The 14,998-nt window shown below is 68.5% G+C and carries 15 protein-coding genes; 8 read left to right on the forward strand and 7 right to left on the reverse strand.

All coding sequences use genetic code 11. The features are described 5' to 3' along the window. Positions 1 to 18: 18 nt before the first annotated feature. Together ACWFRF_RS31745 and ACWFRF_RS31750 are read right to left on the reverse strand one after the other, a co-directional pair. Positions 19 to 1,047, reverse strand: a complete 1,029-nt coding sequence (locus ACWFRF_RS31745; RefSeq protein WP_379316258.1) for a hypothetical protein — start codon at positions 1,045 to 1,047, stop codon at positions 19 to 21. A 289-nt stretch (positions 1,048 to 1,336) separates the two neighbouring features. Next, positions 1,337 to 2,737 carry an NAD(P)H-quinone dehydrogenase gene (locus ACWFRF_RS31750; protein WP_378995374.1) on the reverse strand — a complete coding sequence of 467 codons (1,401 nt, stop codon included), beginning with the start codon at positions 2,735 to 2,737 and terminating at the stop codon, positions 1,337 to 1,339. Between the two features lie 222 nt (positions 2,738 to 2,959). Here ACWFRF_RS31750 and ACWFRF_RS31755 point away from each other — a divergent pair, with 222 nt between their 5' ends. Next, positions 2,960 to 3,421: a gamma-glutamylcyclotransferase gene (locus ACWFRF_RS31755; RefSeq protein ID WP_056819179.1), complete on the forward strand. Its 462-nt coding sequence runs from the start codon at positions 2,960 to 2,962 to the stop codon at positions 3,419 to 3,421. A 97-nt stretch (positions 3,422 to 3,518) separates the two neighbouring features. Here ACWFRF_RS31755 and ACWFRF_RS31760 read toward each other — a convergent pair whose 3' ends face one another. The 3 genes from ACWFRF_RS31760 to ACWFRF_RS31770 form a co-directional block, all read right to left on the reverse strand. Beyond that, the gene (locus tag ACWFRF_RS31760; RefSeq protein ID WP_378995494.1) at positions 3,519 to 4,682 is read right to left on the reverse strand and encodes a M20 family metallopeptidase; all 1,164 of its coding nucleotides are present in this window, start codon (positions 4,680 to 4,682) and stop codon (positions 3,519 to 3,521) included. 125 nt (positions 4,683 to 4,807) lie between these two features. After that, positions 4,808 to 6,010 (reverse strand): M20 family metallopeptidase, encoded by a 1,203-nt coding sequence (locus ACWFRF_RS31765; RefSeq protein ID WP_378995372.1) that lies wholly within the window; start codon positions 6,008 to 6,010, stop codon positions 4,808 to 4,810. Positions 6,011 to 6,059: 49 nt separating this feature from the next. Then, entirely contained in the window at positions 6,060 to 6,761 is a 702-nt protein-coding gene (locus tag ACWFRF_RS31770) for an enoyl-CoA hydratase-related protein (protein ID WP_452453799.1), read from the reverse strand. A 228-nt stretch (positions 6,762 to 6,989) separates the two neighbouring features. On the opposite strand from ACWFRF_RS31770, the gene ACWFRF_RS31775 reads away from it, so the two are divergent. Both ACWFRF_RS31775 and ACWFRF_RS31780 read left to right on the forward strand, forming a co-directional pair. Further along, entirely contained in the window at positions 6,990 to 7,769 is a 780-nt protein-coding gene (locus tag ACWFRF_RS31775) for a purine-nucleoside phosphorylase (RefSeq protein WP_449971952.1), read from the forward strand. Next, entirely contained in the window at positions 7,770 to 9,278 is a 1,509-nt protein-coding gene (locus tag ACWFRF_RS31780; protein ID WP_452453801.1) for a phospho-sugar mutase, read from the forward strand. A 1-nt stretch (position 9,279) separates the two neighbouring features. On the opposite strand, the gene upp is transcribed toward ACWFRF_RS31780, so the two are convergent. Continuing rightward, entirely contained in the window at positions 9,280 to 9,903 is a 624-nt protein-coding gene (upp, locus tag ACWFRF_RS31785; RefSeq protein WP_378995364.1) for a uracil phosphoribosyltransferase, read from the reverse strand. 146 nt (positions 9,904 to 10,049) lie between these two features. Here upp and ACWFRF_RS31790 point away from each other — a divergent pair, with 146 nt between their 5' ends. Genes ACWFRF_RS31790 through ACWFRF_RS31810 form a run of 5 tightly spaced genes read left to right on the forward strand, consistent with a single transcriptional unit; the run spans position 10,050 to position 13,489 of the window. Continuing rightward, positions 10,050 to 10,382 (forward strand): hypothetical protein, encoded by a 333-nt coding sequence (locus tag ACWFRF_RS31790; RefSeq protein ID WP_379314914.1) that lies wholly within the window; start codon positions 10,050 to 10,052, stop codon positions 10,380 to 10,382. Further along, positions 10,379 to 11,530 (forward strand): NlpC/P60 family protein, encoded by a 1,152-nt coding sequence (locus ACWFRF_RS31795; RefSeq protein ID WP_452453804.1) that lies wholly within the window; start codon positions 10,379 to 10,381, stop codon positions 11,528 to 11,530. Before ACWFRF_RS31790 ends, ACWFRF_RS31795 begins: the two co-directional genes overlap by 4 nt. After that, a complete protein-coding gene (locus ACWFRF_RS31800) occupies positions 11,527 to 11,880 on the forward strand; it encodes a hypothetical protein (protein WP_101464284.1) in 354 nt (117 codons plus the stop codon). Before ACWFRF_RS31795 ends, ACWFRF_RS31800 begins: the two co-directional genes overlap by 4 nt. Next, a complete protein-coding gene (locus ACWFRF_RS31805) occupies positions 11,877 to 12,236 on the forward strand; it encodes a YbaB/EbfC family nucleoid-associated protein (RefSeq protein WP_378635517.1) in 360 nt (119 codons plus the stop codon). Before ACWFRF_RS31800 ends, ACWFRF_RS31805 begins: the two co-directional genes overlap by 4 nt. Positions 12,237 to 12,250: 14 nt before the next feature. Continuing rightward, positions 12,251 to 13,489 (forward strand): primosomal protein, encoded by a 1,239-nt coding sequence (locus ACWFRF_RS31810; protein WP_452453806.1) that lies wholly within the window; start codon positions 12,251 to 12,253, stop codon positions 13,487 to 13,489. A 50-nt stretch (positions 13,490 to 13,539) separates the two neighbouring features. Here ACWFRF_RS31810 and ACWFRF_RS31815 read toward each other — a convergent pair whose 3' ends face one another. Further along, positions 13,540 to 14,637, reverse strand: a complete 1,098-nt coding sequence (locus tag ACWFRF_RS31815; protein ID WP_452453808.1) for an adenosine deaminase — start codon at positions 14,635 to 14,637, stop codon at positions 13,540 to 13,542. Positions 14,638 to 14,998 lie beyond the last annotated feature (361 nt).

Below are 14,998 nucleotides of genomic sequence, written 5' to 3' on the forward strand. Positions count from 1 at the left end.
CACACGACAAACTGCGTGTCAGTACTGGATCGAGCCACCCCACTGGGTGTTCACACCCGCGACGTTCACCGTCTGAAGCAGCTCCCCCGGCACGGGCAGTGTAGCCTTCGCGGCCGCATCGAGCGCGGCGTTGCCGCCCGGCTGCGCCTTGATCCAGTTCTCCACCGCGGCCTTGGCCAGGTTGGCCTGCGTGGTGTCGAGCACCGTCACGGTGGTGTTGTCGCTGCGGCCGTCGCCACCGTTGAAGGTGGTGACCTTGACCTCGTTCGCGCCGACGTACTCGACCGAGATACCGGCGTCACCGAAACCGCCACCCGGCGTCCGGTAGCCGACCGTGCCGACGTAGCCCGAGGCGTTGTTGTAGTGGTGGGTGTTCGCCAGGATTCCGGCACCGTCGACGGTGACGCCGATTTCCTGACGCGGGCCCTCCATCTCGACGACGGGCGCGGCGGGCGCGTTGGCCAGGCGCGGCGCCTGCCAGGCCGGCTCCTTCGGCTCCTGGACGAGGGTGTCCGGAGACTCGACCTCGGCCTGGGTGCCGGTCCCGGTGCCCTGATCGGACGGCACGGTGGGCTGCGTCTGCTGCTGGCCCGGCGTGGCGCCCGGCTGGCTCGGCGTGGTGCCCGTCTCCGGCTTGGTGGTGCCCGGCTGGTCGGGCGTCGCGCCCGCGCGCTCCGGCTGGACCGCAGGCTGCGCCTGACCGGGGACCGGCAGCGGCGCGACACGGGGGCTGGTGACGCCCGGCTGGCTCGGCGTCGGCTTGGCGGGGGTGCCCTGCTCCGGCTGACCGGGCGCGGGGCTGGTGACACCCGGCTGAGCCGGCGTGGGCTTGGTCTCGCCCGGCTTCGTCTGACCCGGCTTGACGTTCTCCGGGGTTTCCGTTTCCGGGGTCGCCGGAGCTTCTACTTCACCCGAAGGCTGGCCCGGCTGCGCAGGAGCCGGAGTCGCGGGTGTGGTCGGCTGGTCACTGGGGACCGCGCCGGCCGGAGCCGCGAGGAGGGTTGCCACGGCTGCCGCGGCGGCCAAAGGCAACGACGTGCTTGCCATCGCTCGCTGCGCCCGACTCGGCTTACGATGCTTCACTTTTCGTAATCCCTTTCCCGGAGGGAATCCCCCACTGCTCCACCACGCGATCACAACTGATCGCGCCTCGGCGGTGAGTCAACCACATGAGCGCGGGACAGGCAACGCAGCACCAGGTTTCGCTTTCACCCGGTTCCGCCTGCGCAAACACCTGGTGTGACAGTTGCCCGGAAGCGACGAGCGCCGTTGGCGAACAACACAATTCGAAACCTGAAACGCATTGTGATTCGTTTCACAATACGGTGTCAGGGGCTCAGTCGAGGTCGTCGTGGCGCATCAGCAAACGTCCGGCTTCGGTGAGCGAGCCGGTGAGCGAGGGGTACACCGAGAACGTCTGCGCGAGATCGGTGACCGTCAGATTGTTCTGTACCGCCAGCGCGATCGGCAGGATCAGCTCCGACGCGATCGGCGCGACCACCACACCGCCGATCACCACACCGGTCGCCGGGCGGCAGAAGATCTTGACGAAGCCGCGCCGCAGCCCCGACATCTTCGCGCGCGGATTGGTGTTGAGCGGCAACATCACTGTGCGCGCGGGGACCTCACCGTTGTCGATGGCGGTCTGACTGACACCGACGGTCGCGATCTCCGGGCGGGTGAACACCGCCGAGGCCACCGTCTTCAGCCTGATCGGGCTCACCCCCTCGCCGAGCGAGTGATACATCGCGATCCGGCCCTGCATGGCGGCCACCGAAGCCAGCGGCAGCAGACCCGTGCAGTCGCCGGCGGCGTAGATGCCGGGCACCGACGTGCGCGAAACCCGGTCGACACGAAGGTATCCGCCGCGGTCGAGTTCGATACCGACCCGGTCCAGGCCGAGGTTCTCGGTGTTCGGGGTGGAACCGACGGTCATCAGGGCGTGCGAACCGGTGACGGTACGGCCGTCGGACAGCTTCACCACGATCCCGTCGGCGGTGCGCTCCACCGCGTCGGCGCGAGCGTGCTTGACCAGCTCGACGCCGCGTTCGGCGAGGGCTTCCTCGAGCACGAGGGCAGCGTCGGCGTCCTCGCCGGGCAGCACGCGGTCGCGGCTCGACACGAGCTTCACCCGCACACCCATCTCGGTGTAGGCGGACACGAATTCGGCGCCGGTGACACCGGATCCGACGACGACCAGCGTCTCGGGCAGTTCCGGCAGGTCGTAGAGCTGGCGCCAGTTCAGGATCCGCTCACCGTCGGGCTCGGCGCCGGGGAGCACCCGCGGGCTCGCGCCGGTCGCGATCAACACGACCTCGGCCTCGAACTCCTCGGAGCTCCCGTCGGCCAGGTTCGCGCGCACGCGATGGGCCAAACCCGGTGCGGGCCCGACCAATTCGCCATAGCCAGGAAGTAGTTGCACACCCGCGGCCTGCAATTTGGCGCGGATATCGGAGGACTGTGCCAGTGCGAGCGCCTTGACGCGCGCGTTCACCTCGGGCAGATGCACCTTGGCCTGATCGGCATCGATATTGATGCCGAGGTCGCGCGCGCGACGCAGGTCGGTGCGCAGGCCCGTCGAGGCGATGAAGGTTTTCGACGGCACGCAATCCCACAGCACACAGGCGCCACCGATACCGTCGGCGTCGACCAGGGTCACCGTGGCCCCGTGCTGAGCGGCTACCAGCGCCGCCTCGTATCCGGCCGGTCCACCGCCGATGATCGCAATCCGTGCCACCAGTCACGCTCCTTGTGCTCGCCTGATCGGACCTGCCCCTTGTGAGGGCTCGTCCGTGCTGTCGCCCCATCATTTCAGGTGCTCTGTGACGTGCCCGGGTCGGATCGGTGAACAACGGTGCGCGTGTTCTGTGCCACGTTCGGCACCACCGGCAAGTGTGACCGTCAGCCGATCTGGGTGGGAGACAGGAATTCCACCGTGGTTATTGGCTACAGTTCGATGGTGCCGATCTATGCCGCCTACGGGTCCAACATGGACTCGACGCAGATGCTGGAACGCTGCCCGCATTCGCCCATGTCCGGGACCGGGTGGCTGGAGGGTTGGCGCCTGACCTTCGCCGGTGACGACATCGGCTGGGAAGGGCCGTTGGCCACCGTCGTCGAGGATCCCGGCTCCCGGGTGTTCGTCGTGCTCTACGACGTCTCCCCCGAGGACGAGGACAGCCTCGACCGCTGGGAGGGCTCCGACTTCGGCATCCACAAGAAGATCCGGATCCGGGTCACCGGCACCCAGGGCGAGTCCCGCCTGGCCTGGCTCTACGTCCTGGACGCCTACGAAGGCGGCCTCCCCTCGGCCCGCTACATCGGCGTCATCGCCGACGCGGCCGAAAAGGCAGGCGCCCCAGAGGACTACGTCCACGCCCTGCGCACCCGCAACAGCAAGAACGTCGGGCCCGGCGCCTGAGCTGTTCCGCCGCCCCGAATAGTAAAGCCGGACCCGCCGGCCGCTGACGTCGTGTCGGCGGCCGGCGGTCGTGAGTCAACTGGGTCAGCCCGTACTGCTATGCCTGCAGGACGATGTTCGTCAACGTCCGAACACCCACGGCCAAAGCGCGCTCGTCGATGTCGAAGGTCGGCTGGTGCAGGTCCAGCTGTTCGCCGACGCCGGACCAGACACCCAGCCTGGCCATCGCGCCGGGCACTTCCTCCAGGTACCAGGAGAAGTCCTCGCCGCCGCCCGACTGCGGGGTGTCGGCCAACGCGTCCTCGCCCATCCCCAGGATCGCGTTCTCGAACATCAGCGCCGACGTCGGATCGTTGACCACCGGCGGCACACCACGCTTGTAGTTGAGCTGGTAGCGCACGCCCGTCGGCGCGAGCAACCCGTCGACGATCTCGCGGACCAGCGGTTCCAGCAGCAGCCAGGTGGCGTGATCACCGGTACGCACGGTGCCCGTGAGCATGCCCGTCTGCGGAATCGCGTTGGGCGCCTTGCCCGCGCTCACCGCACCCCAGACCATGATCGTGCTGGTTCGAGGATCGACGCGGCGGCTCAGCAATCCGGGCAACCCCGTGATGACGGTGCCGATCGCGTAGACCAGGTCGCTGGTCAGATGCGGGCGCGAGGTATGCCCACCGGGCGAATCGAGCACCAACTCGACCGTGTCGGCCGCCGACGTGATGGCCCCGGTTCGTACCCCGACCTTGCCGACCTCCAGACGCGGATCGCAGTGCAGCGCGAAGATCCGGTCGACCCCGGTCATCCCACCGGCCGCGACCACATCGAGCGCACCACCGGGCATCACTTCCTCGGCGGGCTGGAACACCAACCGCACCCCGACCGGCAGCTTGTCCTGTGCCTCGGCCAGCGCGAGACCGGCACCGAGCAGCACCGTGGTGTGCGCGTCGTGCCCGCAGGCATGCGACACGCCGGGCACCGTCGAGGCGAAGGTCAGACCGGTGAACTCCTGCATCGGCAGCGCGTCCATGTCGGCGCGCAAGGCGATCCGCGGCCGATCGGTGGGGCCGAAGTCGCAGATCAACCCGGTGCCGCCCGGCAGCACCTCCCAGGTCAGCCCGGCCTTGGTGAGCCAGCCCGACACGAACTCGGTGGTGGTGAACTCCGCCCGCGACAACTCGGGGTTGGCGTGGATATGTCTGCGCCATTGCACCAGGTCGCCGGTGTGCTCGGCCAGCCATGCGTCAACGATCTCGGTTCCCGACATCAGAGTTGGTTCGGTGTCCGGCGTGGTCGGACACGCTGCGGTCTCGCGCGCCATCGAGTGGGTACCCACACCCATCGATAGCGCGTCGGAGCCTGCGCGTGCGGTGCCCGGATGGCCGGAAATGGTCACCGAATGTCCTCCTGTCGTTCGATCAGCCGTTGCAACAACCTGTCCCTGTGTACTTCATCGCCCGCGATAGCGACAGCGGTACGCGCCAGCGCCAGCGCGCCGTCGAGCACCGCCCGGTCCGCCGAGGCGTTCACCGCGGCGGCGGCGAACGCGGGCTGGTGGGTTGCCGCACCGCCCGCGTCGATGCCGATCACCGGGTGGATACCGGGGACGACGTTGGTGACGTTGCCCATGTCGGTGCTCCCGAGCGGCCGCAACACCTCGAACTCGGGCGCGATCGGCACCCGTCCCAGTCCGGTGATCTGCGCGCGGTAGGCAGCGGAAAGAACCGGATCGGGGGTGAGCTCGGTATAGGTGGGCGCGAGCGTCCGTATGTCGTGGGTGCAGCCGGTCGCCAGGGCGCCCGCTTCGAAACACGCCTTCGCTCGCCGCATCAGGTCGTCGAGGGAGCCGGAATCCGCCGCGCGGAGGTAGTACAGCAACTCCGCGCGTCCGGGCACGATGTTGGGGGCTACGCCACCGTCGGACACTATACCGTGCAGCTGCTGGCCGGGTCGCAAATGCTGACGTAGCAAGCCGACAGCAACCTGGGTCAGGGTTACCGCGTCGCCGGCGTTGCGGCCCAGTTCGGGCGCGGCGCTGGCATGCGCCTCGCGGCCGTGGAAGACGATGGCGAGGTCGGCCAATGCCAGTGAGCGCGCGCCGACGATGTCGGCAGGCCCAGGGTGGACCATCATCGCCATCGCGATGTCGTCGAAGGCGCCCGCTTCCAGCATGAGCACCTTGCCGCCGCCGCTCTCCTCCGCGGGCGTACCGAGCACCACCACGGTCAGGCCGAGCGCGTCGGCCACGGCGGCCAGCCCGATGGCCGCGCCGACAGCGGACGCGGCGATGATGTTGTGCCCGCAGGCGTGCCCGATCTCGGGCAGCGCGTCGTATTCGGCGCAGATGCCGACGGTGAGCGGGCCGCTGCCGTACACCGCGCGAAACGCCGTCGACAGCCCGGCGACGCCCGTCGTGACGGCGAATCCGCGCTCGACCAGCGGCGCGAGGACCTTCGCGACGCTACGCGTTTCGGCGAAGGCCAGCTCCGGTTCGGCGTGAATCGCGTGCGAGAGCCCGATCAGCTCGTCCGAGGCAGCGACAATCGCGGCGTCGGAGGCGGTGGCTGTGAGTTCGCCGGTGCGCGAGGGTGCCATACCCCCAGTCTTGCATCAGTGCCCGACAGCGGCGCACCGGCGAGCGAGGTCAGTTGCCGAAGGGAAGGTTCTCCGGGGTGACCGGCGTGGCCAGCGCGGCGAGCGTCTCGGCGTGCAGCGCGGTCTTGATGATCGGGGTGATCGGCTTGCGCAGGCTGGTGAGCGCGGCGGCGCGGGCGATCGCGGCGGGCAGCACCTCGTCGGCGTCGGCCTTGGCATCGGCGATGCCGGCGGCGATGGCCTCGTCGGCACCGAAACGGTGCCCGGTGGTCATCGCCTGGACGCACACCTGGTTGCTCAGGCGACCCTTCAGCAAGCCGTTCATACCGATCGTGAACGGCATGCCCAGATGCACCTCGGGCAGCGACCAGAAGCCGCGGTCACCGCGCATCACGCGGGAATCGTGGGAGGTGGCCAGCATGGCGCCCGCGCCGAACGCGTGGCCGTTGACCGCGGCGATCGTGGGCATCGGGAAGGTCAGCAGGCGGGTGTAGAGCGAGTGCACCCGGTCGAGGTAGCCGTGGATCTTGTCCAGGTTGCCGAAGACGTAATCGGTGTCGAGGCCGTTGCTGTAGTACTTACCGGTCGCGACGGTGACCAGCGCGGCCGCACCCTCGGACGCCTCGACCTCGTCGAGTGCGGCGTGGAAGGCATCGATCCAGTCCGGCGAGAAACGGTTCTCGTTGTCTGTCTCACCCTCGTTGCCGAGGTACAGGACGAAAACATCACCAGAGCGCTCCAAATACGGCATGCAGGGGAGAATAGTCCGGACCTGAACCCTCCCCTACTCGCGGGTAGGCACCTTCCCGGCCCGCACGACCCGACCTCGAGGAGGGTCCGCCGCGCAGCGGCGGTTCGCGGCCGTCCCGACGATCAGGTGCCGTTGCGTAGGCGACGAAGGAGCAAGCAACGGCACCTGATCGTCGGGACACCCGTGGCCGCGAACTCGAGCGCGCCAGCGCTCCAATAAACTCAGCCCATGACTGCCGAACAGGCCGCTGCGGCGATTGCCGAACGTACGGGAGTGCCGCGTCATCGCGTGGCCGTGGTGCTGGGATCGGGGTGGCAGGAGGCAGCAGCCGAGATCGGCGCGCCGCGCGCCTCGATCCCCATGACGGAGTTACCCGGCTTCGGCAAACCCAGTGCGCAGGGGCACGGCGGCACGGTGCATTCGGTCACCGTGAACGACAACAACGTGCTGCTGCTGATGGGCCGCCAGCACCTGTACGAGGGCTACACACCGCAGCAGGTGGTGCACCCGGTGACCGCGGCGATCGCGGCGGGCGCCGAGATCGTGCTGCTCACCAATGCCGCGGGTGGGCTCAGGGCGGGCCTGCGGGTGGGTGAGCCGGTACTGATCGCCGACCACATCAACCTCACCGCGCGCACCCCGCTGGTAGGCGCGCGATTCGTCGACCTGGTCGATGCCTGGGATCCCGAATTGCGGGCGCTGACACGGGAAATCGACCCGAGTCTGACCGAGGGTGTGTACGCCGGGCTCATCGGTCCGCAGTACGAGACGCCCGCCGAGATCCGCATGCTCGCGACCATCGGCGCCGACCTGGTCGGTATGTCGACGGTGCTCGAGGCGATCGAGGCGCGTTCACTGGGCGCGAAGGTGCTCGGCATCTCGCTGGTCACCAATCTGGCCGCGGGCGTTACCGGCGAACATCTTTCGCACGCGGAGGTGCTGGCCGAGGGGCAAGCCGCGGCGCCCCGGCTGGGCAAGCTGCTGCGCGGCATTCTGGAGCGCGTGTAGATGCTGCGCTTCGGGACCGCCGGCCTGCGTGGGCCGTTGCGTGAGGGCCCGGACGGGATGAACGTGACGACGGTGTCACGGGCCACCGCCGGGCTGGCCGACTGGCTGCGCGAACGTTGCCTCGGCGGTGGCGCCGTGGTGGTCGGGCGGGACGCGCGGCACGGGTCTGCGGATTTCGCCACGGCGACCGCTGAGATATTCACTGCCGCAGGCTTTCCCGTCACGGTGCTGCCGGATCCGGTGCCGACTCCGGTGGTGGCGTTCGCGGTGCGTGAGCTGGGTGCGGTGGCGGGGGTGCAGATCACCGCCTCGCACAATCCGCCTGCCGACAACGGTTACAAGGTGTACCTCGACGGCGGGTCGCAATTGATCGCGCCCGCCGACAGCGAGATCGAGAAGCGCATCGAGGCGGTTGTCGAACCTGTTGCACGGGAAGCTGTTTCGACCTCCGGTGCCGATCTGGTCGATCGCTATCTCGAGCGGGTCGCGGAATTGCCCCGGCTGCTCGGCGGTCCCGGCGAACGGGCGGATGTGCGGATCGCGCTGACCGCGCTGCACGGGGTCGGCGGTGAACTCGCGGTGCGCGCACTGGCCGCGGCCGGGTTCACCGATGTGCGGGTGGTCGAGGAGCAGTTCGCCCCCGACCCCGACTTCCCCACCGTCTCCTTCCCCAATCCGGAAGAGCCGGGCGCCGCCGATCTGTTGCTCGCGCTGGCCGAGCGGGTCGATGCCGACGTGGCGATCGCCCTCGATCCCGATGCCGATCGGTGCGCGCTCGGAGTGCCCGGCCCGGATGGTTGGCACATGCTGCGCGGCGACGAAACCGGTGTACTGCTGGCCGACTACGTGCTGCGCACGCACCCCACCGACCCGCTGGTCGCCACGACCATCGTGTCCTCACGCCTGCTGTCGAAGCTGGCCGCCGCGCGCTCGGCCCGCTACGCCGAGACCCTCACCGGCTTCAAATGGCTGGCCAGGGCGGGCGACGGACTCGTCTACGCCTACGAGGAGGCCATCGGGCACTGCGTCGACCCCGCCAAGGTCCGCGACAAGGACGGCATCTCGGCCGCGGTGGCCGCCGCCGACCTCGTCGCCCTGCTGAAGGCCCAGGACACCACGCTGCAAGGCGAACTCGACTCCTACGCTGTCGAATTCGGCCTGCACGCGGGCGGGCAGGTCTCCCTGCGTCTACCCGACCAGGCCGCCGCGAGCGTGCTGGTCGCCGCCCTGCGCGCGAACCCACCCAGCGACATCGCAGGCACCCCGGTGAAATTCACCGACCAGGCGCAGGTCCGCGGCCGGCTCCGCACCGACGCACTGATCTTCGACGCCGACGACTTCCGCATCGTCGTGCGTCCCTCGGGCACCGAACCCAAACTCAAGTGCTACCTGGAGGTATTCGCCCCGGTCGCCGACCGGGACGATCTGAACGACGCGAAACAGCTCACCGCCCAGCGCCTCTCCCAGCTCACCACGTTCTGCCGGTCGCTGGCAGCGGGCGAGCAATAGTTCAGCGGGGGCCGAACTGGCGGTCGCCCGCGTCGCCGAGGCCGGGGACGATGTAGGCGTTCTCGTTGAGTTTCTCGTCGATGGCGGCGGTGATCAGGCGGACCGGGAGGCCCGAGGCCGCGAGGGCGGCAACGCCTTCGGGTGCCGAGACGACGCAGATGGCGGTGATGTCGGTCGCGCCGCGGGCGGCGAGCAGTTCGATCGTGTGGCGCATGGAGCCGCCGGTCGCCAGCATCGGATCGAGGACGAAGACGGGCAGGCCGGTGAGGTCGGCGGGCAGCGACTCGAGGTAGGGCACCGGCTCGTGGGTCTGCTCGTCGCGGGCGATGCCGACGAACCCGACGCGGGCTTCGGGCACGAGTTCGGCTGCGGCGTAGACCATGCCGAGCCCGGCGCGCAGCACCGGAACGAGCAGTGGGGGCGCCGCCAAGCGGACGCCCTCGGTGACCGCGACCGGCGTGTCGATGGGCTCGCGCACCACCGGCGCGTCGCGCAGCGCCTCGTACATGAGGATGCCGGTGAGATCGGCCAGAGCATTGCGGAAAGTGGCGTTGTCGGTCCGGGCGTCCCGCATGGTGCTGAGCAGGGCCGCGGCGAGTGGATGATCGACGGTGTCGGTGCGCATGAAAAGACGATAGGGTCGCTTGGCGCTTCGCGCCTACGACCGCTGGGGAAATTTTCGCGGTAGTAGGGAACCGAATGCGGCGTCGGTGCGTCCAAGATACTGAGTGACGTACTCTGCCCGGGAACTCGAGGATTGGGGGAAGTTCGATGACGAAAAAAATGTCGGCCGATGCCGAAGGCATCGTCGCGTACAGCGCAGCTGCTGAGGTGATGGCCACGGAACTGGCCACGGCGGCGGCTGGTTCGGTTGCCTCCGACCCCACCCTGCTCGGCCCCATCATGGGTCTCATCGGCGGCGATTTCACCGCCGCCTACTCCGCCGCGCATGCCGGTCACGTGGCGTCGATCGCCCAGCTGTCGGCGGTCATGGGGAGCATGGGGCTGGCCACCGCCAGCGCCGCGACCACCCTCGTCGAGACCGACCTGAACAACGCGGCCGGGCTCAGCGCCGCCGCGGGCGACATCGGTACCGAAGCATGATCGACCTCAGCGGCCTGGCTCAGCCCCTCCTCGATCTGCTGTCGAGCTTCGGCACCGGCGTACTCGGCACCGGCGGCGCATCCGACGGCTTGCGCTCGACCTCGACCAACCTCGACCAGATCTATCAACAGGGCCGCAGCAGCATCAACAACGTGAACACCGCGTGGGACGGCCAGGCCGTCGACGCGGCCACCGCCAAGGCGCTGCGTGTACAGACCTCCTCGGCGACTCTGAGCGACAACGGCACCGAGATGGCGACCGTCGTCGACCAGGCCGCCGCCTATGTGGAGACCGGTCAGAAAGAGCTCGACGGAATCGTCAACTCGTTCCTGTCGCAAGTGTCCGCGCTCAGCCCCACCCTGGGCACCCCGGCCGGTCTGACCGCCGTGGTGAGCTCGGCGATCGATCACATCGGTCAGGGCATGGGCGTCGTCGGCCGGGTACAGGACGAACTCGGCACCCAGACCTCCGCGATCCAGGAGCTCACCCCCGCGCCGTCGAGTACGTCGCTGGCGAGCGTCTCGTCCGGCGCGAGCAACCTCGTGTCCTCGGCCTCGAGTTCCGGCCTGCTCTCGACCGCGGCGAGTACCGGCAGCACAGTGCTCAGCGCCATGGGTTCCGGCCTGTCGACAGCGATGGGCGGCAGCAACAGCAGCAGCAGCTCCTCGAAGTCGACCACCACGGGTGGGACCTCCGCGGGCACGGGCGGATCGACGGGGTCATCGACCGGTTCGTCGACAGGGTCCGGTACCGGCGTCAAGATCACCCTGCCCGACGGCAGCACCGTCGAGGCGCCCAACGAGAAGGCCGCGACCGCGGTCCGCTCGGCCATCGGCGCCGTCGGCACCCCGTACGTCTGGGGCGGCAACGACCCCCAGTCGGGCATCGACTGCAGCGGGCTCACCAAGTACGCCTACGGCGAGGCCGGGGTCGAACTGCCACGGCTGGCGCAGGAACAGCACATCGGCAATCCTCAGGTATCCCCCGGTGACCTGATGCCGGGCGATCTGGCGGTGTGGGACGGCCATGTCGCCATGGTCGTCGGCAACGGGCAGCTCGTCGAGGCGGGCGATCCGGTTTCGATCAGTTCCATCCGAACGGAGAACAGTGGCATGGAGTTCTACGGCTTCTACAGGCCTACCGAATGAGCGGCACGCCGATCCCCGAGGTTCCCAATGTGGAGTCCGCGGTCAGTACCAACCGCTCCGGCACGATCTCGGTCCGCGCGACCAGCATGGGTCTGCCGATCGCGCTCAAGTTCGAACGCAGTGAATACCAGTTCGGCGCACAGGCGCTGGCCGACGAGATCCTGCGCCTGACACGGCGCTCGACCATCGCCGCCGCGGCTCGCCTGCGCGAGGTCTACAGCGAGCAGGCGCAGATCCCCGACGAACTGCTCGACAAGATGAACCTGCCCACCCGGCGTCAGGCGGTCGACGAGCTCGATCGCATCGACGACGCCGACACCGGTCAGACGAGTTGGATGAGGCCACTGTGAGTGCGGAAATGGATGCCCTGGTCGCGGGCGTCACCGGAAAACTCGAGGCGCTCGAGGCCGCGCTGTACGGGTTGAAGCAGGTCAACGGGCGTTTCACCACCGAGGACGGGCTGGTCACCGCCGAGGTGAACAGCGACGGCGCCCTCGTCGCCCTGACGCTGGACGAAGCCATCACCACGCTGGCGCCCACCGAGGCCGCCGCACTCATCCTGTCGGCCTGCAAGCAGGCCACCGAGACCGCCGGTGAGGCACGTTCCAACATCATTGCGACACTGAACGAATCGCTCGCCGGCCCGAGTGCACAGCCCGACGGGCAATTAGCACCCGGGCCGGATAGTGCCCGGCGCTCGAGCTAGCTAGGCTTCGCGTCATGGCTTCTGGAGACATCGTCCCGATCGAGCTCGGTCTGACCGATGGCGATCTCGTCACCCTGTGGGCACCGCGCTGGCGCGACGGTGACGACGAGTGGGAGGCGTTCCTCGGTCACGAGGACGACCTCTACGGATTCGAGTCCGTTGCGGAGCTGGCGGCGTTCATCCGCACCAACTCCGACAACGACCTCGTCGACCACCCGTCCTGGGCGGTGATCGCCGGACTTTCGGCCGCTGAGCTGGAGCCGGAGGAGAATTTCAGCTTCGATCTGGTCTCCGTGCCGGAACTGGCGGCGGGCGACCCGGACGTCGACGTCGTCGGCGAGCTCGAGGACACCCTGGCGATGGTGCGCAATATCGCCGAGGTGTGCGAGCTCGACGTGGTGACCAAGTTCTTCGGCAACAACCCGGTGCTCGGTGCGCTGGCCAGCGGGGCGAGCACATTCGTCGGCCGCGACGGTGAAGAGCTGTGGGACCAGGTCGGTGCCGCGATCGTCAAGGGCTGGGACGACGTGCTCGACGCGATCGACAGCGTCGTCAGCACACCCAACGTCGACGCGGCCGCGGTGGCCGTCGCCGAGGCGGAGCTGCTGGCGGCCGAGGAGAACGAGGTCGACGCCGACGATGCCGCCGAGGAGGAGGAAGAGTTCGAGAACGTCGACCTCTCCGCGGCCGACGAGGACGAAGAGGAATCCTTCTGGGACGAGGTCGGCATCGACCCCGTCAAGATCGTCACCTCCGACGGCGAGCAGTTCACCCTGCGCTGCTACCTCGACGACGAGCCGATCTTCCTCGGTGACGGCAGCACCATCACCGTCTTCGGTTCCGAGCGCGCACTGGCCCGCTACCTGGCCGACGATCACGAGCACGAGCTGTCGCGGGTGTCGACCTACGCCGAGGTGCAGACCGCGGCGGTGGACGGTTCGCTCGAGGTCGAGGTGACCGACGAGAACGTCTACGTGCTCACCGGTCTGGTCGACGATCTGGCCGAGGGACCAGAGGCGGTCGATATCGAACAGCTCGACCTCGCGGTCGAACTGTTCAGCGACGCGGCCGACTACGCCGATGACGACAGCGTGGAAACGGCTCTCGCACAGTCGAACCCGCTGGGCTGGTACGTCTCGTACCTGCTCAACCCGGATCCGAACCGGATGGCGCCGAACCCGCCGTACGCGTCGGAGGCCCAGCAGTTCCGCGACTTGCAGCGTGCGTTCGAAGCACGCCTCGTCAGCGAGTAGTTCTCGACAGATCAGGGGTGGCACCGATACGGTGCCACCCCTGATTCATGTCAACCGAGCAGGACCGCGTAACCCGGCTTGATCACTTCGTCGATGATCTTCAGCCGGTCCGGGAACGGGATGAAGGCCGACTTCATGGCGTTGATGGTGAAGCGTTCCAGGTCGCTCCAGCCGTAGCCGAAGGTGTCGACCAGCTTGAGCATCTCCTCGCTCATGGAGGTGTCGCTCATCAGGCGGTTGTCGGTGTTGACGGTGACCCGGAAGCGCAGGCGGGCCAGCAGGTCGAACGGATGCTTGTCCAGCGAGGGCACCGCGCCGGTCTGTACATTCGACGAGGGACACAGTTCCAGCGGCACCCGCATATCGCGCACGTAGTTCGCGACGAGGCCGAGCTGGGCGTCCTCGATGTCGCCCGGGACGCTGATGTCGTCGGTGATGCGCACGCCGTGGCCCAGCCGATCGCAGCCACAGAACGCCAGCGCCTCGTGAATCGACGGCAGGCCGAACGCCTCACCCGCGTGAATCGTGAAGTGCGCGTGATTGGCTCGCAGATACTCGAACGCGTCCAGGTGCCGGGTGGGAGGAAATCCCGCCTCGGCGCCCGCGATGTCGAACCCGCCCACCCCGGCATCCCGGAACCGCACGGTCAGCTCCGCGATCTCCCGCGACCTCGCCGCGTGCCGCATCGCCGTGAGCAGACACGTCACCCGAACGACGTTGCCCTGTTCCGCCGCGATCGCCTCGCCCTCCCGGAACCCCGCGAGGGTGTGCTCGACCACCTCGTCGAGCGTGAGGCCCTTTTCGAGGTGCTGCTCGGGCGCGAACCGCACCTCCGCGTACACCACTCCGTCAGCGGCGAGGTCGATCGCGCACTCCCGCGCCACCCTGCGCAGCCCCTCCGGGGTCTGCATCACCGCGACCGTGTGCGCGAACGTCTCCAGATACCGCTCGAGCGATCCGCTGTCGGCGGCGTCACGAAACCACGCCCCCAAACCCTCGGCATCGGCAGCGGGTAATTCGTCATAACCGCAATCAGCGGCCAGCTCTAGCACCGTCGAGGGCCGCAGACCACCATCGAGGTGATCATGCAGCAAGGCCTTCGGTGCGCGTCGGATCGAAGCAAGGTCAAGGGGCGCCGGTCCAGTCATGTATAGACGGTAGCCGCCCACGCCGATCCCGGCAGCGAAGTCCCCACGTGGCAACCGTCTCGTTGATTACCCGCCCCGCAAACGACTATTACGAGCCACCCACCGCATTCCCCACACCCCACACCCAGCCAGTCCCCCTCCCCACCAACCACTCCGCACACCCAGCCTGTCCCCCTCCTCAACAACCCACCGCCCACACCCAGCCCGTCCCCCTCCTCAACAACCCACCGCCCACACCCAACCCGTCCCCGTCTTCAACAACCCACCCAACCCAGCCACCGCACTCCCGACCCCTAGGGAGGGACGGCCACGAAGTGGCCGGTCCGCGGCCGGGCCGCCGGTCAGGCGCCGGGGCGTAGGC

This window comes from Nocardia sp. NPDC055165, from assembly GCF_053606985.1.